This is a genomic window from Rhizobium sp. P40RR-XXII (assembly GCF_012641405.1).
Classification (GTDB): domain Bacteria; phylum Pseudomonadota; class Alphaproteobacteria; order Rhizobiales; family Rhizobiaceae; genus Rhizobium.
The window spans coordinates 15,128-37,068 of record NZ_JABAII010000032.1 but is presented as its reverse complement, the minus strand read 5'-3'; the positions used below and the strand labels follow the sequence as shown (position 1 = coordinate 37,068).

Annotated in this window: 17 protein-coding genes and 2 pseudogenes; 13 read left to right on the top strand and 6 right to left on the bottom strand. The window is 53.6% G+C overall.

Features of this window, described 5'->3' with window-relative positions; translation table 11 throughout:
- Positions 1–128 precede the first annotated feature (128 nt).
- The 4 genes and pseudogenes from HGP16_RS32745 to traG all read left to right on the top strand — a co-directional run.
- Positions 129–866, top strand: a pseudogene (locus HGP16_RS32745) (HEPN domain-containing protein); the annotation flags it as partial.
- 931 nt (positions 867–1,797) lie between these two features.
- Positions 1,798–2,520, top strand: coding sequence for a winged-helix domain-containing protein (locus HGP16_RS32740; RefSeq protein WP_168844094.1), 723 nt, complete (start codon positions 1,798–1,800; stop codon positions 2,518–2,520).
- Positions 2,521–2,770: 250 nt separating this feature from the next.
- The gene (locus HGP16_RS32735; protein WP_168844093.1) at positions 2,771–4,030 is read left to right on the top strand and encodes an aminotransferase class I/II-fold pyridoxal phosphate-dependent enzyme; all 1,260 of its coding nucleotides are present in this window, start codon (positions 2,771–2,773) and stop codon (positions 4,028–4,030) included.
- Between the two features lie 813 nt (positions 4,031–4,843).
- Positions 4,844–6,757, top strand: a complete 1,914-nt coding sequence (gene traG, locus HGP16_RS32730; protein ID WP_168844092.1) for a Ti-type conjugative transfer system protein TraG — start codon at positions 4,844–4,846, stop codon at positions 6,755–6,757.
- A gap of 342 nt (positions 6,758–7,099) precedes the next feature.
- Here traG and HGP16_RS32725 read toward each other — a convergent pair whose 3' ends face one another.
- Together HGP16_RS32725 and HGP16_RS32720 are read right to left on the bottom strand one after the other, a co-directional pair.
- Entirely contained in the window at positions 7,100–8,236 is a 1,137-nt protein-coding gene (locus tag HGP16_RS32725; protein ID WP_168844091.1) for a glycosyltransferase, read from the bottom strand.
- Between the two features lie 139 nt (positions 8,237–8,375).
- Positions 8,376–8,845: pseudogene (locus HGP16_RS32720) on the bottom strand (IS630 family transposase); the annotation flags it as partial.
- Positions 8,846–8,902: 57 nt separating this feature from the next.
- Between HGP16_RS32720 and HGP16_RS32715 the strand changes: the two are divergent.
- On the top strand, positions 8,903–10,867 hold the full coding sequence (locus HGP16_RS32715) for a glycosyltransferase (protein WP_168844090.1): 1,965 nt from the start codon (positions 8,903–8,905) through the stop codon (positions 10,865–10,867).
- 152 nt (positions 10,868–11,019) lie between these two features.
- Here HGP16_RS32715 and HGP16_RS32710 read toward each other — a convergent pair whose 3' ends face one another.
- Positions 11,020–11,721 carry a class I SAM-dependent methyltransferase gene (locus HGP16_RS32710; RefSeq protein WP_168844089.1) on the bottom strand — a complete coding sequence of 234 codons (702 nt, stop codon included), beginning with the start codon at positions 11,719–11,721 and terminating at the stop codon, positions 11,020–11,022.
- A gap of 97 nt (positions 11,722–11,818) precedes the next feature.
- Positions 11,819–12,652, bottom strand: coding sequence for a glycosyltransferase family A protein (locus tag HGP16_RS32705; protein WP_168844088.1), 834 nt, complete (start codon positions 12,650–12,652; stop codon positions 11,819–11,821).
- Positions 12,653–12,695: 43 nt separating this feature from the next.
- On the opposite strand from HGP16_RS32705, the gene HGP16_RS32700 reads away from it, so the two are divergent.
- On the top strand, positions 12,696–13,352 hold the full coding sequence (locus tag HGP16_RS32700) for a histidine phosphatase family protein (protein WP_168844087.1): 657 nt from the start codon (positions 12,696–12,698) through the stop codon (positions 13,350–13,352).
- 14 nt (positions 13,353–13,366) lie between these two features.
- On the opposite strand, the gene HGP16_RS32695 is transcribed toward HGP16_RS32700, so the two are convergent.
- Positions 13,367–14,305 carry a glycosyltransferase gene (locus HGP16_RS32695; protein ID WP_168844086.1) on the bottom strand — a complete coding sequence of 313 codons (939 nt, stop codon included), beginning with the start codon at positions 14,303–14,305 and terminating at the stop codon, positions 13,367–13,369.
- A gap of 329 nt (positions 14,306–14,634) precedes the next feature.
- On the opposite strand from HGP16_RS32695, the gene rfbA reads away from it, so the two are divergent.
- Positions 14,635–15,519, top strand: coding sequence for a glucose-1-phosphate thymidylyltransferase RfbA (gene rfbA / locus HGP16_RS32690; RefSeq protein WP_112414021.1), 885 nt, complete (start codon positions 14,635–14,637; stop codon positions 15,517–15,519).
- Between the two features lie 32 nt (positions 15,520–15,551).
- Here rfbA and rfbC read toward each other — a convergent pair whose 3' ends face one another.
- Positions 15,552–16,103: a dTDP-4-dehydrorhamnose 3,5-epimerase gene (rfbC, locus tag HGP16_RS32685; protein ID WP_168844085.1), complete on the bottom strand. Its 552-nt coding sequence runs from the start codon at positions 16,101–16,103 to the stop codon at positions 15,552–15,554.
- 104 nt (positions 16,104–16,207) lie between these two features.
- Between rfbC and rfbB the strand changes: the two genes are divergently transcribed.
- The 6 genes from rfbB to HGP16_RS32655 all read left to right on the top strand — a co-directional run bounded on the left by rfbB (position 16,208) and on the right by HGP16_RS32655 (position 21,940).
- Positions 16,208–17,266, top strand: coding sequence for a dTDP-glucose 4,6-dehydratase (gene rfbB, locus HGP16_RS32680; protein WP_168844084.1), 1,059 nt, complete (start codon positions 16,208–16,210; stop codon positions 17,264–17,266).
- Positions 17,263–18,150 (top strand): dTDP-4-dehydrorhamnose reductase, encoded by an 888-nt coding sequence (rfbD, locus tag HGP16_RS32675; RefSeq protein ID WP_168844083.1) that lies wholly within the window; start codon positions 17,263–17,265, stop codon positions 18,148–18,150. Before rfbB ends, rfbD begins: the two co-directional genes overlap by 4 nt.
- A 117-nt stretch (positions 18,151–18,267) precedes the next feature.
- Positions 18,268–19,104, top strand: coding sequence for an ABC transporter permease (locus HGP16_RS32670; RefSeq protein ID WP_112420631.1), 837 nt, complete (start codon positions 18,268–18,270; stop codon positions 19,102–19,104).
- A gap of 3 nt (positions 19,105–19,107) precedes the next feature.
- Entirely contained in the window at positions 19,108–19,854 is a 747-nt protein-coding gene (locus tag HGP16_RS32665) for an ABC transporter ATP-binding protein (RefSeq protein WP_168844082.1), read from the top strand.
- A gap of 32 nt (positions 19,855–19,886) precedes the next feature.
- Positions 19,887–20,963 (top strand): glycosyltransferase, encoded by a 1,077-nt coding sequence (locus HGP16_RS32660; protein WP_312867360.1) that lies wholly within the window; start codon positions 19,887–19,889, stop codon positions 20,961–20,963.
- Positions 20,963–21,940 carry a glycosyltransferase gene (locus tag HGP16_RS32655; RefSeq protein ID WP_168844081.1) on the top strand — a complete coding sequence of 326 codons (978 nt, stop codon included), beginning with the start codon at positions 20,963–20,965 and terminating at the stop codon, positions 21,938–21,940. Before HGP16_RS32660 ends, HGP16_RS32655 begins: the two co-directional genes overlap by 1 nt.
- Position 21,941 lies beyond the last annotated feature (1 nt).

Below are 21,941 nucleotides of genomic sequence, written 5' to 3'. Positions count from 1 at the left end.
ACTTGCCTGACTTTGCCACGTCTTCTGGAGAGCTGGATGCATAACGAAAGATGCACGTCCGGTTCGGTGAAAGGCGACTAGAAACCGACTGCCGTGAGGCAGCACGGCGCTAGTCGCCTATTCTACCTCGTGGGGACTGGGTCGATGAAGAGCATACCGGCAAAGGCTATAAGTCCGACTACGATCTGCTGGTGATCGTCAATAATCGCAAGCTGACCGACTTTGGTTCATACTGGCGCAAGGCGGCCGACCGTTTTCCCCGCATCGTCAAGCCGCCGGTGAGCCTTGCCGTGCATTCGCTTCGCGAGGTCAACACAGCACTGAAGCTCGGCAATTACTTCTTCAGCGAAATCCGTCGCGACGGCATCGTTCTTTACGAACTCGACGACGAGGAACTTGCCGAGCCAAAGCCGCTCAGTCCAGCCGACGAATATCGCGCCTCTCGGGAGCATTTTGAAAACTGGGCCCCGGGTGCGTCGAATTTTCTCCAACTCTCGAGAATGGCAATTGACGGCGGCATGCTCAAAGAAGGTGCGTTCCTACTTCACCAAGCCATCGAGCGCACCTACTCCACGTTGTTATTGACACTGACCAGCTATAGCCCAGCCTCGCACAACCTCAACCATTTGAGGACGCTCGCCGAAGGTCGCGATCAGCGGCTTGCAGAGATCTGGCCACAAGATCGGCAACGCTATACTGCCTGGTTCAACATCATCAACCAGGCCTACGTGAAAGCCCGCTATTCCGAGCATTTCAAGATCACCGAAGAAGCGCTGGTCTGGCTTGGCGAACGTACGGACGCGCTGCAGCAACTGGTAAAAGCGATTTGTGAGGAGCACATCGAAAAGCTGCGGAAAAAGTTCTGAGCGCTATGCGCAATCGGCGGCTGGGCTTCCTAACCGCGGGCGGCCATGTCGCCCTCTTTCTCCGGGCAGTCGGCACTTGCCGGATCACCATCACACAAGCTCAGCCATACTCGGAAACTCCCGTTATCATCAATCTGGTCGCTTAGCGTCGGCTGATACCCGCGCGGTGGGGCGTTACCGAAAATTATCAAGATATATTGGTTTTGCCCCACCGGTTATGACCACGGAAACCCAGACTAATGCGGTTTTCCATCCGAGTTGATAGAGTCCGCGCCACTCCAAAAGCCCGTGGCCGGCATTTCACCGGCACGCAGCAAGCAAAAAACCTCGAACCAGAAATGGGCGTCGGTAGCGCGTCCATCCACCTTCGCGCCTAAGGCGCACCAAGCCACAGCGAGCGTGGCATCGGAACCATATGCTGCCTTTGCGACCCGGGCCGCCGCTGCCATATCCCTGCCAGACCAAATAGAGAGGTCCTCATCCGAGGAGGACGTCTGACTATATTTTGATGTATCCACGAAAATCATAGGAAGCTCTCCCGTGAACGTCCGGCACGGGACGAAAGTTTGGCCGGACTTTGTTCTCACAAGTGAGTCACGACCGCGGATGCCGCATATGTCGTGTGATCCCTGGCCACTTCCTATTTCATTTCAAGATCCACCGAGCGCGTATCCTGAGCAAGCCGACTGAACTCGCCCTAAAGAGCCTCCTTTTTGATGCAACAAAATTGTGATAAAATACATATCATTTTCCCTCTTTACGTGCAATACGAATTTATGACAGATAGATGATAGCGATTTTTGCCAGTGGAATGCAGAATCGCAATTGATCTCGGATATTTTTGTTGCATCAAAAAATCTGAGGGGCGCAGAGTCTCGAACTCGCTCATCGTCCGCGCGCTACCGCCCACTGATCGAAAAGGTTATCATCGATGAAGCCATTGGTCCTCATTTGCTCAACGGATTACGAATTCTACCTTCTGCTCGCCCAGATCCTCAATATGGGAGGGCTTGAATCTTCACTGGTGGAGGGAGCGGAGGAAACTCTAGCTAGCGTTAAATCCGATGAGTTGATGGCCGTAATAATAGACTATCACAGCGACGCCTTCCGTATCGGCGATCTTGTGAGCCAAATCAGAGAAACGCTGGCCGACAAAGCGCTACCGATCGCGGTCTTCGTGGGAGCAGGCAATCAGCAACTTTATCTCGAAGTGCTCAAGACCGGAGGGTGCGAAATTTTCATGCGCCCGTTCAACCCAGAGCGTTTTCTATCTTATTTGTCAGACTTATTGCCAGACGGCAACGCCAGATCTAGCTCGGAAAGAACCTCCGGCAATTCGCTTGTTTATGCGGAAATTACGATGCAACTCGACAGCAGGCGCGTCGAGTGCAACGGCGTGGACGTCCAACTCAGTCCTATCGAATTTCGCCTCCTTCAACATTTTCTACAAAAGCCAGGCTACGTCTTCACCCGAGACGCGCTCATCGAGGCTGCATGGCCGCAAGGTACCTTTGTGGAGCCCCGCACCGTCGACGTTCATGTCGGGCGCCTTCGGCGGAGCATGCGACGCGTGTTAGGTCGCGATATTATTCGCACGGTGCGGGCCACCGGTTATGCGCTCGATGAGCGTCAGAATGCAGAGCGGGCTTCGTAAGCACTGAGATCACGGAGAAACTCCGTTGAGCATCAATGTGACATTCCGCCTGCTGTGTTTATCAAGCCTTACGCTTTCGAAAAATCGGCGTCACAGAACCTTCAAGCAATATTACCGAAACGATCGTTGTTCGCAGACCCATTCCACGGCAATAAAATAGTATCGCGTCACCAATGAGATGCGATGCGCTGCAGCAGATGTCCATTTTCTGCTGTGTCGCTGTTCCGCTACCAACAGTTTGGATACTCCCATGAGCGATGATCACCCTTCGCCCACCGCTAAAGCTGTGTCGCGATCCTACCGCAATACACTCAGCGTTATCGTTTCCGCCGATCAAAATCTTGCTGCGGCCGAGCAGGAGGGAGTCATGGCGCTTTACGCGGACCCGGATAAGGATCGCTCCGTTCTGCTGCCAACGGTGCGCCAGAAGAGACAGGTTATTGACTTCGTTCGCTGCTCTTATCTGGGCCTCGACAATCATCCGCTTATCCTCGAGGGCGCAATAGAGGCGGTGCAGCGACACAAGGCGCTCCATTGGTCGTGCGCGAGAACGAGGCTTAATTTCAGCCTATTAGGCGAACTGGAAGAAGCGCTCTCCGATTTGTTTGCGGCACGGGTCATAACCTACACGACGGTTCTCGCCGCCAATTTGGGCGCCCTACCACTCCTCGCCTCCGGATACCTCACTGAGAACAAAAGACCGACGGTCGTTTTCGACCGATTAGCGCATGCGACGCTGGCATTTCACAAATCGGTCGTCGCCAATGAAACACTGGTCGAAACGATTGCTCATAATGATCTGAACGCACTCGAGGATATTTGCCGACGCAACGATCGTGTGGCCTATGTTTGCGATGGGGTCTATTCCATGGGCGGAAGCGCACCAATCGCAGACCTCCTGGCGCTCCAGGATCGATACGGACTATTTCTTTATATCGACGATGCCCATGGGATTTCGTTGTTTGGGAAGTCTGGGGAGGGATTTGTACGATCCCAGGTTGGCGCTGCCCTTGGCGAGCGTACAATTGTTGCCGCATCGCTCGGCAAAGGCTTTGGAGCATCGGGCGGCTTGCTGATGCTCGGCACTCCTCGGCAGGAAGAATTGTTCCGGCGCTTCTCGATCGCCTACGCCTTTTCCGCGTCGCTTAATTTAGCCGCAATCGGCGCTGCCATGGCGTCTCAGGCGCTGCACCGCACTGATGAGCTCAAGTTGCGCCAGGATGCGCTTGCGGAACGGTTAGCTGTTTTCGATAGGATAGTTGCCAGCGAGCAAGCCGGCTCAAAGCTACCAATCCGCACCATAGAGTTCGGCGACGAAAGACAATCCATTCGCGCCGCGGCCCGCATTCTCAACAAAGGTTTCTACACCTCGGCGATCTTCTTTCCCACGGTTGCAAAGGGCAAGGCCGGCTTGCGGGTCTGCCCTACCGCTAGGCACGGCATTCCGGAGATTGAAGGGGTGGGACGTGCGATCAACGAGGCGCTCGCCGAGGGAGGAACAGATCCATGATCTACTCCATCAGCACCATTCTGAATGAGGTCTGGGAATTAGCCCCAACGTCAAAGCAAAGGCAGATGGGTTCGAAATGCTGAAATATATTGCCCACGCCTACGTCGCCCTACCCGATTCCGTTATATGGCTTGAGCAGATTTGGCGACACGCCACCGAACTATGCCCTTCCATAATCTCCGATGGGCGAGCAAAAAGGTTCGAATGCGACGGAGGAGACCCGATTATCAGCGCTACGGATATGATTCCTGAGAGGGCGTGCACGCAAATTTGGCATGGTAGCAGATCTGCAACCACCGACGAAGCCGACAGGTTTCTGAACTTTGGCGACGGTTGCGTCATCATACGGCCAACCAACGGAGGTTTATTTGTTCGCATTTCGGCCCGGGATCTCGTCATTTTCTACGGAATTCGAATGCTTCTGGAGGGTAGTCTCTCAGAACTCGCGGCCATCTCCGAGGAGGCAATCGAGTGGATCCCCGCAGGTCTTGAACCGCCTGACTTGCCGTCACATCGTAGGGAGCATTAGTTCAGAGATATCGGTTGGAGGTTGGCAATTGCATTGGTGCCATTGCGGCCCTTGATGTTGCTCGCCGCCTTGATCGCGTGGGCGCGAACCAACTGTATCAACTCCGTCAACACCGCCGTCGCAATGTTGCATGCTCAGCGCGCTGCTCGGCCGTCGAGCAGAAGATTTGCGCAGACACCCGAACCGGTCCGGCGTAGTGAGCAGATCGTCAGCAGATTGGAAGGACGGTGTTCAAAAATTCCTTAACACGAACGGGAAACACTACCGCCCGAGAAGGCCTATCGATGGCGCTGAAGAACAGAATACATCCGAGCTTGCTTCTCATGCTGGTGCCGATCGTAGTGACCGCGGTGACACTCTGTATCACTGGATGGCAGTGGCAGAATTTGGCGATCGGCATGCCAGAAAGAATCGCCTATTGGTTCTTGCGAGCGTGTCCTCTTCCTAATCTCCTTCTCGGACCTATCGCCTCACTTCTGACGGTTTCGGCATTGCCGCTGCATCGCCGCCGGCCGATCGCTTTTGCGAGCCTTCATTGCTTTTCATGCGTGGCAGGCTTTTACGCCCTGCGGGAATATGCCCGTCTAGTTCCATGGGTGGAGAACGGGGCCGTCATATGGAGCGAGGCGCTCACTTATCTCGACGCCTTCGCGGTTGCCGGGACCATTCTCGGATTTGGTATTGTGGCAATCTCCGTGCGCATGTCCATCCTCGTTTCCGATCCGATCAAGCGCGCCAAGCCCGGCATTTTCGGCGACGCCGATTGGCTGCCCATGCCGGAAGTGGCTAAGCTCTTCCCCTCGGACGGAGAGATCGTTATCGGAGAGCGCTACCGCGTCGACCGTGATCGCGTACATAAGTTGCCTTTTGATCCGAACGATCACGAGACTTGGGGGCAAGGTGGCAAGGCGCCACTCATGACCTTCAATCAGAATTTCGATTCCACCCATATGTTGTTCTTCGCAGGCTCCGGCGGCTTCAAGACAACCAGCAATGTCATTCCAACAGCGCTGCGCTACAAGGGGCCGCTGATCTGTCTCGATCCATCAACTGAGGTCGCGCCGATGGTTCTCGAACATCGCGCCCATGCGCTCGGTCGCGAAGTCATGGTACTCGACCCGACCAATCCAGTCACGGGCTTCAACGTTCTTGATGGGATCGAGAGATCGATGCGTAAGGAAGAGGACATCGTTGGGATCGCCCATATGCTTTTGTCGGAAAGCCTACGCTTCGACACCTCGACTGGCTCCTATTTCCAGAACCAGGCGCACAATCTGTTAACTGGGCTTCTGGCGCACGTGATGCTATCGCCCGATTACGCCGGCCGCCGCAACCTGCGTAGCCTGCGCCTTATCGTTTCCGAGCCGGAACCGTCGGTGCTGGCCATGTTGCGCGACATTCAGGAAAATTCCGCGTCCGCTTTTATCCGCGAGACGCTCGGCGTCTTCACCAACATGACGGAGCAGACCTTCTCCGGGGTATATTCGACCGCATCCAAGGACACGCAATGGCTGTCGCTCGACAATTATGCCGCACTGGTCTGCAGTAATGTGTTCAAATCGAGCGACATCGCCTCCGGGCGAAAGGACGTCTTCCTCAACATCCCTGCGTCAATCCTGCGTTCGTATCCGGGCATTGGCCGGGTCATCAGCGGCTCACTGATCAATGCCATGATCCGGGCCGACGGCGACTTCCGCCACCGCGCGCTCTTCATGCTCGACGAGGTCGATCTGCTAGGTTACATGCGGATTCTTGAAGAAGCGCGCGACCGCGGGCGTAAGTATGGCATCACACTGATGTTGATGTACCAATCCGTCGGCCAGCTTGAACGTCACTTCGGAAAAGATGGAGCGACCTCCTGGATCGAAGGCTGCGCCTTCACATCCTACGCCGCAATCAAGGCGCTCGATACAGCACGCAATGTCTCGGCTCAATGCGGAGACATGACGGTCGAAGTGCAGGGGCGTACGCGCGATACCGGCTGGAGCAAATCGAATAGCGGCGGCCGCAAGTCCGAAAGCATCAGTTTCCAGCGCCGGCCGCTGATCATGCCGCACGAAATCACCCAGTCGATGCGCAAGGACGAGCAGATCATCATTGTCCAGGGCCACAATCCCATTCGCTGCGGACGAGCGATCTATTTCCGTCGCAAGGAGCTGGATGAGGCGGCAAAGTTCAATCGCTTTGCGAAGTTCTAGGCTTGGCGACAATGCTGTGACGAATTCTGGTAAGCAGGGAAAATTCGACAACCGGCATTTGAGGTTGTCGGGTCAACTTGGCAATTGGCGATCACAAAGCATGATGTTTGCGACGGCAAACAACAGCAGGGCGATCGCGACGATGCTCAGACTATCCGCGGTATATTTGTCGTACACCAGTCGCACGACCTCCGCTTCTGCCGCGTCGATCTCCCAGGGTGCTGGCGCATCGCGGGTGTTGCGAATGTAACGATAGCCAGCCCTGCATCTCCCGCCCTGCGACGGCTGCTATGTGCGGGCCTATCCTGCGGCAGTATCAGAGTCTTGGGTGGACGGCCGTTTTCAAGGGGGATGCTGGCCGAAAACCACATCTTTGTGCTCCACTAACATTCGATAAAGCTCGGCATACCCCGATACCATTCGCTTCGCGGTAAACATCTGCAGATATCGGACTCTTGCCTTGGAGCCATATTCACTAGCAGTAACCGGATCGTTTGCCAGCCGTGTCATAGCCGCCGCCAACGCCGCGGGATTGGCAGGCGGAATAACCAAGCCGGTCTCGCCATCAAGATTGACATAGCTCGTGCCCGTTCCAATCTCACAAGAGATCATCGGCTTGCCGAACATGGCCGACTCCACCAACGTTAGGCCAAAGGCTTCTGAGCGTAGATGCGACGGAAAGACTACGCCGAGGCAGAGTTCCAGTAAGGCAGCCTTATCGATATCTGGTAAGGCGCCTAGAAAGAAAATGTTGCTAAGTGCTTGCTGACGAGCTGTCTCCTTGAGAGTGACCTCCATCGGGCCTTCGCCGACAATGACTACCGGCAAGCCAGAGATCCGCGACGCCTCCAATAGGATGTGCGCACCCTTGTAATAGCGAAGCACACCGACGAACAGAAAGAATGTCGGCGGCAAATCGCGACGCCATCGGGCTAGGGCTTCGTTATTCGCAGCCGGGTAGCTCGTCTCATCCAGACCGAGCGGAATGACGCTAGTTTTGGACTTGAATCGCTGGAGAATGCCACTCGATACCAAATAGTTGGGAGATGTCGTTACGATATGGTCGACGCTCTCGAGGAAGTGCTTCATCAGCGGTCGATAAAGCAGCAACAGGGTCTTCTGTTTGACGACATCGGAATGATATGTGACCAGCGTAGGCTTACCAGGGTCTACAAACGAGTGCACAACGTCCATCCAAGGCCAGGGAAAGTGATAATGTACAATATCGGCGGCTGCACTCAGATCACGAAAGCGACGGAATACGTCACGAGAAAATCCTGTCGATGCGAATTCGAAGTCAAGTTTGGCCTTGTAGGCCATGTGGTTCCCGAACTCACGATCCTTCGGTACCTTGCTCAGCGATAGCACACTGGATTTGATGCCGTGTTCACTACTTCCTTCGGCTAGAGCGTGAATCGTTCGCTCGATGCCGCCGAACGTATCGGGCCAATAAGTTTTGAAAAAATGCAGAACACGCATTCGTTGTATCTATCCGAGGTGGGCCGCGGGACTTAGAATCTCACGCGTGGTAGCATAGCAGAATAGAGATCGACGAGGACAAAATCGATGACGCGGTCCTGGCACTCTTATGGCTGACGCTCCCCAACGAGCGTTGCGCCTAGTGTCCTGTCCCGCAAATAGCTTTACATAATCGTTCAATCTTTTCGAGGATTGCCTCGCATGTGGCGGTCCAGACAAATGGCTTCGCCTTGCGTTGTAGGCCTGAACGAAGGAGTTGATTTTCTAGATGAGGAGCTTGGCGCTGACGAAAGAAGCGCGACGGATCTGGCGTTCGGTGGGGAGCGCGAACCAACGCTCTACCTGGTTGAGCCAGGACGCGTAAGTCGGCGTGTAATGGATATGGAAACGCGGTCGCGCGGCAAGCCAGGCGCGGACTTTGGGATGCTTGTGGGCGGCATAGTTGTCGGCCACCAGGTGAGCGTCGAGGTCAGGCCGAACATTCGCCTCGATGTGCTTGAGGAAACCCAGGAATTCCTGGTGCCGGTGACGAGCGCGGCACCGGGTGAGAACTTGGCCGTTCGCGATATCGAGGGCGGCGAATAAGGTCGTGGTGCCGTGCCGGGTGAAGCAGGTGGGCGGCTGACGTTCCCTCAGATAAAAAGTAAGTGCAATGGGGTGGGTGTAGTGGCAAAAGACTCGCGGCGCGGCATGAACGTCGTTGAGGCTGAAAGATGCGTGATGACAAACCTTGATAGAGATACTCCGACGAGTTCAACTGCAGATGATCATGGGCTTCAGTGGACATCGGTGCGCCGGGATCTCGCCAGGCGAAATGATCGTTTGGTGTCGATTATAATGTGTGTCTACGGACAAATAGATCTGACAGACACCTGCCTAACATCAATATTTCGGCACGAGGCAGGAGAGGATTTCGAACTCATCATCGTTGACAACGGAAACGATTCCGAAACGAGGCGACGCCTTGAGCAATGGGCTGCGCGACACACCGCGATAAAATTGATTCACAATGCTACAAACTTAAATTTTGCGCTCGGTAACAACATTGGTTTCGCCGCATCGCGTGGTTCGCGGGTCGTGTTCCTTAACAACGATACCGAGGTCTGTCCCGAGTGGTTGCGGTCTCTGACACGGCCCTTGAACGACCCGAACGTGAAGGGCGTACAACCCAAGCTTATCTATCCCGATGGTTCAATTCAGGCCATCGGAATCGTGTTCTCTGATCGCACTCCGATGGGCTATCCAATTTATGCGGGCAAGCCAGGAGACTATGAGCCATCACAAAAGCCAAAGCGATTCCGCGCGCTAACGGCCGCATGTGTCGCATTTCGCGCGAGCGATTTTGCATCCGTTGAGGGATTTGACACGATATTTATCAACGGTCAGGAAGATGTTGACCTATGTTTGCGTCTCGGAGGGGGTGAACACTTGTTTGCCTATTCACCGGAGGTCACGATAATCCACCATGAAAGCAAAACAGTCGGCCGCCGCGATCACATTGAATACAACCGGCAAATTTTCTCCGAAAGATGGAAGAACGCCAATCTAGCAGACGACGTCATGCATTATTCCAAGGATGGAATTGAAGTAGGCAAATATGTCCCGGATTACGCTCCATGGATTGACACAGGGTACGCGGTCTGGCGGCCCGGTGAAGTGGGCGGGCGAGAGACAGCCAGGAATTACGCTGAGCGTTTGCCCGCGGATACAACGATTGCCATTAAAATCGGTTGCCCAAACAGTACTCTCAAAGATCATTGGGGCGACTACCACTTCGCAGTCGCATTGGCTGCCGCATTCCTTCGTAAGGGTTTGCGCGCGCGGATAGATTTCCTAGACTGCTGGCATGCCAACGCAACGCCAAACGACATCAATCTCGTCTTGCGTGGTATTTCACAGTTCCCGGCTGACGCCGATGCCGTCAACCTGATTTGGGTGATCAGTCATCCGGACAAAATCTCAACCGACGAGCTTTTGCAATTCGACCGTATTTTTGCTGCTTCGAACATTTGGTCTCCCCATGATGATCCTTCCAGACCTGTTAAGATTGAACCCCTGCTGCAATGCACAGATACTTGCCGGTTTTACCCTAGGGAGAAGGATAGTAGCGTCGCATTTCCCCGTCTGTATGTTGCCAATTCCAGGCTGGTGGAAAGAGCCGTCGTAAAACAGGCTATTGAGGGTGACATCACTCTCGACATCTTCGGTGAGATGTGGGACGGCATTGCACCCGAACGTTGGATTAAAGGGATCAAAATCGACAATGTAGACCTTCCGCGATACTATTCAAACGCAGAAATTATACTGAACGATCACTGGGATGCCATGCGAAAAGAGGGGTTTATTTCCAACCGTATCTTTGATGTGTTGGCTTGTGGGGGCAACGTGGTGACCGATGACGTGGGGGGGTTGCCGTCCGAACTCGCACGGTTTTGTACCATGTTTTCTTCCGCTAAGCCGATTGGAGAGGCTATCGAGGAGGCTCGCCAAGCACACCGAAGACATCCGGGCAGATCTTCGGCTGCTGCGCACTATATTCATCAAAATCATAGCTTTGACGATAGAGCGGGCACCATCCTAAATGCAATGATTGAGGTGGTGGCCGAAAAGCGTGGTGCCGACCGCACCTGACCACGTCACATCTTAAGCAACGACAAGATATTGATTTCCACCGAGGTCCGACCCGTTCCGCATATGTGTCAGATGGAACTCTCAATGAAAATATCCATCAATCCCGGGTCAGGTCTCCATGCGACAGCCAAGAAACATTGGTGGCATCGGCGTCACTGAAGGAGGTAGTCCGTCTTTCGGGCAACAAAAATCGTGCTACCATTAAACCCCGATCGCTCTGAAGGTGGTATGTTACAGGAGTCCATTTCCGCTTCACTAGCATACTTAGAAAGCGAGTACTGCGGTTCTAGCCTCATTATCAACCCCAGGTGGCGGTCAAGATCGTCGATACCAAAACGTCGAACATGGTCACCCTGACCAAAGCGCCTCAAAGCCTCCTCTTCGGTCAACGGACCGAAATCTTCCTCATAGTGGCCGGCGATTAGGGGTAGACAGAAAATGTGATATCCGTCTGGCTTAAGTGACCTCGACAGGTGAAAGAACATGTATGCGAGCGTACAAGGTATATGCTCTGCTACATGTGAATGTATGATCAAATCGTAGTTGTTTTCGACGAGGTTTGAACTGTCCGTAATAATATTGAACCGACGGACTTTCTTAGACGGGAAATTGTCAGGATTATAATCCACCGCCTCATATCCCTCAGGCGATACGCTCGAAAGATAATTCAGAAGTCCAATTTCAGGTGCCAGATGAAGTATCTTGCTTGTTGCCGAAGGTATGCGCAATTTGTCGATAATGAGCTTAATTGCGCGAGCCCTTTCTAACGACCCGCAAGATTCGCATTTCACCGCGATGCGACCATTCATATCGCCCCAGTTGGCTGAGCCGCAGATATTACAGGTCATCGTCATGCTTCGTCTCGCCATCTAACTAAATTGCCCGTTCATCAAAATGCAAAGCTTGCTGAATGCTCTGTCGTGCTCGTTCACCAAATGGCCGTTGGGAGCCTTAGTTAATAGCGAGCGAATGGTCTAGCATCAAGCTGAGCAATATTTCCCGATAGTAGCGATCCCACGCTGGCTGCACGAGAGTGGCATGCCTGTGGGGGTGGCCGGATAGGATCAGCTTATGCAAGTCGAGCTGAGCAATTTCGGCAAGGTTTTTCGAGATAATCTGGTGCATCGCACGTTTCATGTCTTCAATGTTGGAGATGCGACCTGATCCGGGCCTGCCAACATAGTATTCGCACAGCGTCTCCGCCACTACCATCGGTGCCGTGTCTTTGGTGTATCGGAGAATAAGATCCCAGTCGACGAGCCTCGCAAGCTTGGTATCGAAGACACCATATCTTTCAACGCACTCTCGACGATGGACGAAGACATTCATATCAATGAAGTTTTGATATAGAATAGACTTCCTTTCAAAAGGAAAGAAGAGGGTCGCCGACGGTTGTTCGACTTCGTCAAGAAAAAGAAGCCTAGAATAAGCCGTCTTCTGCTCGCTATTGTCGGAAAATGCTTTTACGACTGTCGACGCAAAGTTCGGCTTCCACGTATTGTCACTGTCCAGATATGCGATAAGCTCGCCAGTAGACATTTGCAGACCCACATTTCGAGCCGCACTAACGCCGCCATGCGTAGTTTTCTTGTATCGTAACTGTACCTTTTTGGCAAAGCTTGATAAAAATGCTTTCGCTACGTCTCCGGTGCCATCGGTGCTTCCATCATCTACCAAACATAACTCTAGTTGGCCGATATCCTGCTCGACAAGTGAACTGAGCGCGCGAGTTATCACACTGGCACGATTCCAGGCTGGCATGATTACTGATAGCAGGTGGCTCACGTCAAAGATTCACAGCAAAAATACTTCCTAAAGGGGAACCATAATGATACGGAAGGCGCGATACAAGTCGATCGGCTACCGAAAAAATTGGCACTTGAAGAAAATTGTGGTTATGGCTGCATTGAAGCTTGTGCTGGTCAGGCACGCGGAATCGAAAGGCAACATCGCTGGCTCGCTCACCGGCACGGACGCGGATGTGCTTAGCGAGGAGGGTGAAAGACAAGCCATTGCGTTGTCGGATTCACTAAAGCCGTTTGGTATATTCGATACGGTTTATGTAAGTAACACCGAGCGCGCAATTCAGACGGCGCGACTGGCCGGCTTTGATGCAATGTTACTTACGAGCCTCTTAAAGGAAACGAATGGCGGAACCTGGGGCGGGCGGCCACGGTCAGAATTTGACGCAGAATTTCCGAGCTTTTTCAATCCTCTCGATCTTGAAAGGGCGTATCCTGACGGAGAAAGCCATTTCGAAATGGGACAGCGTGTCCTGAGTTTCATCAGCTCGGAAGTGATGCCCAGGCACGATCAAAAAGTATTACTTTTTACTCACCTCGGGCCAATCAACATCATATTGCACAAATTGTTCGATATTGAACTAAGCCGATTCCCAATGTTCAAATTGCGAAACTGCGCGATTGTAGAGCTCGATATTTGTTTGGTAGACGGGAGCATGTTATTGAAAAAGGCGAGCTTCTGAGTTTTTCCGTCACTCTATCGCAGCATCAAAGCTAAGGCTGAAGCCGCATACTTGATATGGAGTGCGCCTTCCACTCGCAAAGCCGCATTTTCAACCAGCTCCCGCCGCGCGTCAGGATTATCGACGAACCTCGCGATGGCGTTTATCCATGCATCACGCTGGTTCTCAACCAGACGCCCGTGGACACCGTCATCTATTACGGTTTCGTAAACCGGCACTCTTGAATAAACACCTGCAATTCCGGCAGCCCCGAATTCAATAAACTTGAAGGGATTTTTACAAAGATTGAACTCGTAACTTCCCTCATCCTCCTTCCCCCCCAAGGGAACCAGGCCGATATCAAAGATACCTTTAAAGAGCGAGCGACGATAGGTCTCGAAATCAACACTTCCAAGCCATTGCCAGTCGTGTAGTCCCAGTTCATCTGGTGGAAAATCTCCATAGTACGTGAACTCGATATCAGGATACCTATCCCTGACAGCATCGATTGCTTGGAGCCATTCGTGTTTGAAATTTACGATCTTCAAAAAATCCGCGTTGACCATGCCGATACGGAGCTTACTGTCTTCGCGTACCGCGGGAGGTGTCGATGCATATCTCTCGGTATATATCCCGTTCGGCAGAAGTTGAATATTTGAGCAGAGAGGCTTGTAGATTTTTAAGAGTCGAGGATTTGCAACGCTTACGATATCGCTAAGTGAAAGAAATCTGAGGATAATATCGATATTCGCCTGTGTGGGCTTTGCGCCGCTATAAGCCGGATAGGCAAGCACATGATCATCAACATCGTATAGAATGCGAGCGCCCTGCATCTTGGCTTCAATCGCGTACTCAAGGGAATCGCTGTCAATTGCCTTATTGAAAAATACCCAGTCAGGCGTGTATCTCTTTCGAAGTTCGCTCGGAAAATCGACTAAAAAATCCGCTGTTCCCGCATCGCGCAGATAGTGCAACGGTTCCAATAGTCGAGCCGATATTGATCGAGACACATAGGAAGAGGCGACGTTCGAAGGACGGTTAGCGACCAAAACTCGGAGAACGCTCATAGCTATCGATCTTGCTCCAGCGTTTGCGTTGAACGATCCAAATAAAACTGCTGCTGGTAGCCGCATTTGAAGCGAACCCAGTTACACTCTTGGTAACTGAATGGCAAGTTTCCAACTTTCCCCGCCGGCAGGATATCGTCGGCCCATAGATGTTGAAAAGATTTGCAAGTTGATCTATGCGGGTTTGCTATAACTGAATTCTCCGCGGCCTTGAGGCCGAAAAGTGGTTAACGTAAATGCTTCAGCCGAAATACAAAGGCATCATCCTCGCCGGCGGCAAGGGAACACGGCTTTACCCAGCGACGATCCCAATCAGCAAGCAGTTGCTGCCAGTATATGACAAGCCGATGATCTACTATCCGCTTAGTACGCTAATGATCGCCGGAATCACAGAGGTGTTGATCATCTCAACACCAAGTGCGTTGCCCCTCTATCAGGAATTGCTGGGATCCGGCGAAACGCTGGGTATGCGTTTCGAGTATGCGATACAAGCGGAAGCACGCGGTCTTGCCGAGGCTTTCATCATTGGAGAGCGCTTTATCGGCGGTGCGTGCGCGGCCCTCGCGCTTGGAGATAATATCTTCTACGGCACCGGCGTTGGCACGAGCGTGCGGCAAGCGAGCGAGCGCGATTCCGGTGCGACCGTTTTTGCCTATTCGGTAAGCGACCCGGAGCGTTACGGGATCGTCGAGTTTGCCGAAGATAAGACAACCCCAATCTCCATCGTCGAAAAGCCTAAGAATCCGAGAAGTCACTTCGCCGTTACCGGGCTTTATTTCTACGACAATGACGTCATCGAGATATCGAAAGGCATCAAGCCCTCTTCCCGCGGCGAGCTTGAGATCACAACAGTCAACGACGTCTATCTGCAGAGCGGAAAGCTATTCGTCGAGAAACTCGGTCGCGGGAACGCATGGTTCGACACCGGGACCCATGATAGTCTTCTTGAATCAAGCCAATTCGTACACACGATCGAAAAGCGCCAGGGCCAGAAGATCGCGTGCATTGAGGAAATCGCCTGGCGCATGGGCTTCATCGATGACGAGCAGCTCGCACAACTGGCTCATCCACTTGTGTCGAGCGGCTATGGAAAGTACCTGCTAAGCCTAATTCCGCGATAGTTTCTATACGCGGAATTGGACTGGTCTGCCGTCTAGTAGCGGAAATTGTGTTCAACGTCAGCAAAGCGCGTGGCGGTAGCATCCTTTGGCGAAAGCAACACGGCAAGTTGGGGCCAATCTATCGCGACGTCAGGATCATTCCATAGGAGCGATCGCTCGGACGCGGCATCCCAGTATCCCGTCTGCCGGTAGGAAACGAGGGTATCATCCTCCAGCGCCATGAAGCCATGTGCGAAGCCCTCTGGAACGTAAAACATGTGGTTGTCTGTGCCGGCAAGCTCCGTACCCGCCCATTTACCATAGGTCGGCGATCCCAGCCGCAGATCTACGGCAACGTCGAATATCCGCCCGTGAACGCAGCGGACCAATTTTCCCACGGCGTGAGGATTGACTTGGAAGTGCAGGCCGCGGACGACTCCTTTTGAGGACCGTGATTGATTATCCTGCACAAATTGCGGCAATCCAAGTTCCTGGAACGCGGAGGCGCGAAACGTCTCAGTAAAGGAGCCGCGATCGTCTCCGAATTCCCTATGTTTCAATAGCAGGACATCGGGGATAGCCTGAGGAATAGCCTTGAAGTTCATTTTTTTCCTTTCCTGGAGATGGCGATCACGCTAGCAGCTTTGACGTCGATAAAGATCCGATATAGGGACACTCCCTTGAGTACAAGGTAGTGCGGAGAGCTTTCATGCGCAAAACAGCAATGGTCACTGGTGGAGCGGGCTTTATAGGATCAGCAGTCTGTCGATATCTCATTGGCGAAACAGACTACGATGTCGTCAATCTGGATCTGTTGACGTACGCTGGTGATCTTCGCTCGCTCGACTCCATCAAATCCAGTCCGCGCTTCTCGACCATACAAGGTGACATCGGTAACAGCGAGCTGGTGGGTGAAATCCTGCACCGTCACCGCCCGTCGGTCATTCTGCATCTCGCGGCGGAGTCTCACGTCGATCGCTCTATCGATGGGGCGGCGCCGTTCATCGAGACCAATATCGTCGGCACCTTCCGGCTTTTGGAAGCCGTTCGCAGCTATTGGTCGGCACTCCCAGCGGCCGAGCAGAGAGAATTTCGTTTCCTGCATGTCTCGACAGACGAGGTGTATGGTACTTTGGGCGACGAGGGACTTTTCTCGGAAACGACGCCCTATTCGCCAAACTCGCCTTATTCTGCATCGAAGGCTGCATCGGACCATTTGGTCAATGCCTGGCATCACACCTACGACCTGCCGATTGTTATTTCGAATTGTTCAAACAATTATGGTCCGTTCCAATTTCCGGAAAAACTCATCCCGCGCATGATTACAACTGCGCTGGAGCATGGCTCGTTACCGGTATACGGCGCCGGAAACAATGTCCGTGACTGGTTGCACGTGGACGATCATGCTTCCGCTCTGTGGCTTGTGGCGACGAAGGGACGGCTTGGTGAAAAATACAATATCGGTGGGCGCAACGAGCGCCGCAACGTCGATGTCGTTCGCACCATTTGCTCCCTGTTGGACGAGTTGGGGCCTCCTGCGCCGCAAGGAGGATATGAGAGCCTTATCACCTACGTAACCGACCGCCTCGGTCACGATCATCGCTATGCGATAGATGCAACGAAGATCGAAACCGAACTCGGCTGGAAAGCGAAATATGATTTCGACCACGGTCTGCATGCCACCATCTTGTGGTATCTTTCCAACGAGTGGTGGTGGCGGCCTCACAAGGAGGCTGCCGAGGCCCTCTATAAGGCAAAAGCCAAATGACACTCTTAATCTTGGGTAAGAATGGACAGGTTGCAACAGCCCTTGCGGAATTGGCCGAGGAACGCGGCCTCGAATGGGTTGCCTGGGGTCGGGGCGAGCTCGATCTTTCGGATATCGACCAAACATATACAGCAATCATGAAGTCAGGAGCGTCAGCCATTGTAAACGCTGCGGCTTATACCGCTGTGGATAAAGCGGAGAGCGACGCTGCCTCGGCGATGCGTCTGAACGCGGATGCCCCAGCGATCATCGCACAGGCCGCAAGGGAGCTCGATGTCCCCTTTGTGCATATCTCCACAGATTACGTCTTTTCGGGCGATAAAACGACACCCTACACCGAAGACGATGCGATATCGCCAATCAGCACCTATGGTCTGAGCAAGGCTGAAGGCGAGAAGCGAGTGCGTGAGGTCTATTCGGCAACCACCATCCTGCGCACCGCCTGGGTTTTTCACGAGAGCGGAAGCAACTTCGTCAAGACCATGCTTCGCCTCGGCGGGGAGCGCAAGGAACTGCGCGTAGTCGCCGATCAGCATGGCAATCCTACCTATGCGGGCGATATTGCCTCAGCCTGCTTGAAGATTGTTGAGATAGCAAAGGCTCGCTCGCGCAACGTCGCGGGGACGTTCCATTTCGCCGGTCGGGGATATACGACATGGCACGGGTTTGCCGAGGCAATTTTCGCCGAAGCGGCAGCGCAGGGATGGCCAGTGCCTGACCGGGTGATGGCAATCTCGACTGCCGAATATCCCACGCCGGCGAGACGGCCAGCCAATTCACGTTTTGATTGCAATCGGATCGCTAGCGTGCTGGAAATTGAAGCTCCGCACTGGCGCGACTCTTTAGCCCACTGCCTGCAGCGGTTGGCGGTGACCGGGGGGTGATCGCTGCTGCATCAAGGCAGAAAAGCCTAGGCCTTCTTTTGCTCCCATTTGCTTATTAGTTGGAGCTTGTGGGATAGATGACCGGACGCTTTTGATCTCGAGAAGAGGATTATTAATATGTTAGTTGAGACACAGGCGACGAGCCCGTTGAATCCGTCGTGGTCTGAACCGACTGAGTCCTTGCGGATACAGAAATCGCCACCTGGGGTGTATAACAACATCAAATTGGCCTATTTCCTGGCTTGGTACGATGTGCGGCACCGCTATGCCCGATCGGTGATCGGACCTTTTTGGATCACGCTACAGACGGCAATTTTCGCTGGCTGCATTGGCTTTGTCTTTAGCGCTATATCGAACGTCTCCGTTCCCGACTTCCTGCCGTATTTTGCAGTTAGTTTCGTTATGTGGAACTTTTTGTCCGGCGCGACCAACAATGCGACGACGACGCTGCTGGGTGCGGGTGGATTCATCAAGGATCGGGGGCTGCCTGCCTATGTCTTCTATGTCCAGTGCTTTTTCCGGCATCTACTGTTTCTCGCCCATAACATCCTCGTTCCGATTATTCTTTTCATCTTTCTGGGAGGGGCTACGTTCCTCGGTCTCGTCATGGCTATTCCAGGGCTGATCATCTTCATGGCGGTGACGCTCTGCCTATCGCTCGTGGCGGGAACGCTTGCCACGCGCTATCGAGACGTGCAGCCACTGGTGGAGTCATTTATGAACTTGGCCTTCCTTGCCTCACCGATCATGTGGAAACCGCATGTGGTCGCGGGTCGCGACTATCTGCTGCACTATAACCCCGTGGTGCATTTGCTTGCGATCTGGCGAGAGCCATTGTTGAACGACGCCATGCCTTGGGATAGTTTTATCGTCTCGCTGGGACTCCTCGCAATTCTTGCCCTGCTGAGCTGGTTTGCGCTAACGCGCCTGCGCAACGCGGCTTTCTGGATCTGAACAATGGCTACGATCACGCTTAAGAAAGTCACGCTTGACTATCCGATCTACGATCTGAACGACAAGTCTTTGAAGAGGCTTTTGTTGTCCGCCGCGGGCGGATCTGCGGAGAAAACAACAGTCATTCGCGCCCTTCACGAGATCGACTTTGAGGTTAAAGCTGGGGAACGCATCGGGCTGTACGGACCAAACGGTTCCGGCAAGACGACGCTGTTGCGGACAATCGCGGGTATTTTTCCAATATCCGGCGGCAACATCTCCGTCACCGGTCAGATGACGCCTTTGCTCGGGCTCGCGATCGGCGCCAATATGGAAATTTCTGCCGAGGACAACATCAGGCTCTTGCTCCGCGTGGATGGTATCAAACCAACGAAAGAGCTTGTGGATTCGATCTGGGAGTTTACGGACCTAGAGGACAAAATGCGCCGCATGCCCTTGCGCACGTTCTCTTCGGGCATGCTGATGCGCGTACTTTTCTCAGTCTCGACGGCGTTCTCACCGGAGATCCTTCTTCTGGATGAATGGCTGAGCGTCGTTGATGAAACCTTTTCCAAGAAGGCCGAGCGGCGCATGGAGGATTTGGTTTCCCGTTCGAAGATCCTCATCATTGCATCGCACAACATGAAGATGCTTGAACGTGTTTGCACACGCATCGTGCGGCTGGAGCAGGGGCATATCAAATCCGATGAAGCTGTCGTGCGGGTGCAGAACATTGATGGTGCGGAAACGCCTGCAACCGCGTTTAGCTGACCCATAATACAGAAAGAACAGCATTGAGCACAGTGCATATTCATGCCCGGGATATCGTTTTAAACGATGCTGTCGGCAGCTTCGCGCGGCAGATCGCCATTCTAGCGGAGAAAGCAGGGCACGATGTTCGGCTTTGGGCTGAACATACAGACGTTCAAGAGCCTCACCCTGTTGAAAGCCGCTCGGCATTCTGGACGACGGTCCAACCGCAGGATGTCATCTTTTTCAATCATTCGATCTTCGATCCTGCACTTGAGGATATTATTGCTCTACCGAATCCTAAGATTGTCTATTTTCACAATATCACACCGCCTGATCTGATTGATCGTGCGGACGAGCGAACAATCGAAAATTGCCGGATGGGCCTCCAGCAGCGTCCACTTCTCGCTAAGTTCGATGTCATCATGGTCAATTCGGAAGCGACGGCGAAGTGTCTGCTCGAGGCGTTTGATGCGGATGCTTTGACGCATCATAAGGACCGGATCGTCATCTGCCCGCCGCTCATCGGCGCGGACCGGTGGAATGCTGTTCACGCCGAAGATCTCGGAGCTGCGTCGGATAAGCGAAATATCCTCTACGTCGGGCGCATCGTTGCACATAAGGGCGTCCTCGACATTGTCGATATCGCCGGAGAGCTAGCGGCGCTGAAGATGCCGATTGCACTCGATATCGTCGGTGGTCCCACAAACGGCCCCTACGTCGATCTTGTCAAGGCGCTCGCAAAGACAATCGCGGAAACTCACGGCGTGCCTGTCACATTCCATCATGGGATATCGGATCGCCAATTGAAGGCGCTCTATGAAATGACGACGGCCTGCATCGCGCACTCGTCTCACGAAGGGTTTTGCGTGCCCGCCCTCGATGCGCTGGCCTTTGATAAACCGATGTTCGTCACTCCCGTCCCCGCAATATTGGAAGTATTGGGGTCTGCGGCATTGCTAATTCCGGAAGATGACAGGGCTGCGGCCGCCGCGACGATCGCGGCTTTTCTTATAAATGGCGACCACGCTGGCCACGCCTCCTTGAGGAAGAAACGCCTTGAGGAACTGCGGATAAAGGCTGACGGTAGGCTCATCCTGGCAGCTATTGAAGGTTTGGGAGCGGCCTGATGCAGATCGTCTATGCCACTTATCCTTGGGCATTTGAAACGCCGGGCGGTGGCGAAATCCAGCTGCTGAAATATGAACAATATCTGCTCAACGCCGGCGCGGATGTGGTGCGGTACGATCCCTGGCGTGGCGGCCTCGACAAGGCGGACGTATTCCATTTTTTCTCGTGTATGGGCGGCTCCGTACATCTGTGCAACTACGCGAAGGCGCGGGGTATTCCTCTCGTCATTTCCGCCAGCCTCTGGCTAACGGAAGAAACCATGCACCTCTACCCAATCGCCGAAATCGCCGCGCAGCTTTCCTTGGCTGATGCGATCGTTGCCAATGGCGATGTAGAAAGCGACCGTATCTCGACTATACTCGGTCTATCGCGCGAACGCTTCCACACGGTGCGCAATGCCTGCGATCCGTGGTTCGGAGAGCCGGTTGACCCTGGACTTTTCCGCTCCGCCTTCGAGGTTGACGGGCCGTTTGTGCTCAATGTCGGCAATATTGAGCCACGCAAGAACCAGTTGGCTTTGATCCGCGCGGCAAAGCAATCCGGCAAGCCATTGATACTCATTGGTCATATCCGAGACGCAGAATATGGTAAGGCTTGTCTCGCAGAAGCCGGTCCGAATGTCCGCCATTTGGGCGCCCTTAATCACGATAGTCCGTTGCTGCGGTCTGCATATGCTGCTTGCGAGGTTTTCTGTCTGCCTTCGACGTTGGAAACGCCAGGCCTTGCTGCTTTGGAGGCATCGGCTGCAGGTGCACGGCTCGTGGTTACCGGCGAAGGCTCCACCCGCGAGTATTTTGGAGATCATGCTCTGTATGTCGACAGCGACGATGTAGAAGGAATTGCCGTTGCGTTAATAAGAGCAGCAGAAACGCCGCCATCGGAGCAGCTGCAGCGACATGTAAACAAGAATTTTACCTGGAATCGCGCCGTCGAGCCGTTGCTGGAACTCTATCGCAGGCTTGCGGCTGCGCGTTGAC